The following is a 293-nucleotide window of genomic DNA, read 5'->3' as shown; positions in this document are numbered from 1 at the left end:
GAGGAGTCCTGCGAGGTCGAGTCGATCTGCGCAAGGATGTTGTTGTACTGGCCGACCAGGTTCGCACGCGAGGTCTGGGCAACCGTATCCTGGACGGGGGTCGAAGCCGTCGAGAAAGTCAGAGCGCTCGTCAGCGTGCCGCCGATTGCGCCACCGGCCGAAGCCGAGCCGAGCGTCGAAGACGCGTAGTCGTTGGTTGCATTGATGGTCAGCAGGCCGTTGGCATCGATCGTGGCAGTCAGGTTGTTGGCCTGGAGCTGCGTGTTGAGCTGATCGAGCGTCTTGACCGTGCC

General features: G+C 62.8%; 1 pseudogene. It reads right to left on the bottom strand.

Annotation, left to right across the window (positions count from 1 at the left end):
- Window positions 1-293, bottom strand: a pseudogene (locus tag AC0L3J_RS37940) (DUF1522 domain-containing protein); the annotation flags it as partial.

The organism is Bradyrhizobium sp. Kon37 (assembly GCF_055807535.1).
The sequence above is the reverse complement of the archived record's forward strand: the minus strand, read 5'-3'. Positions and strand labels throughout refer to the sequence as shown.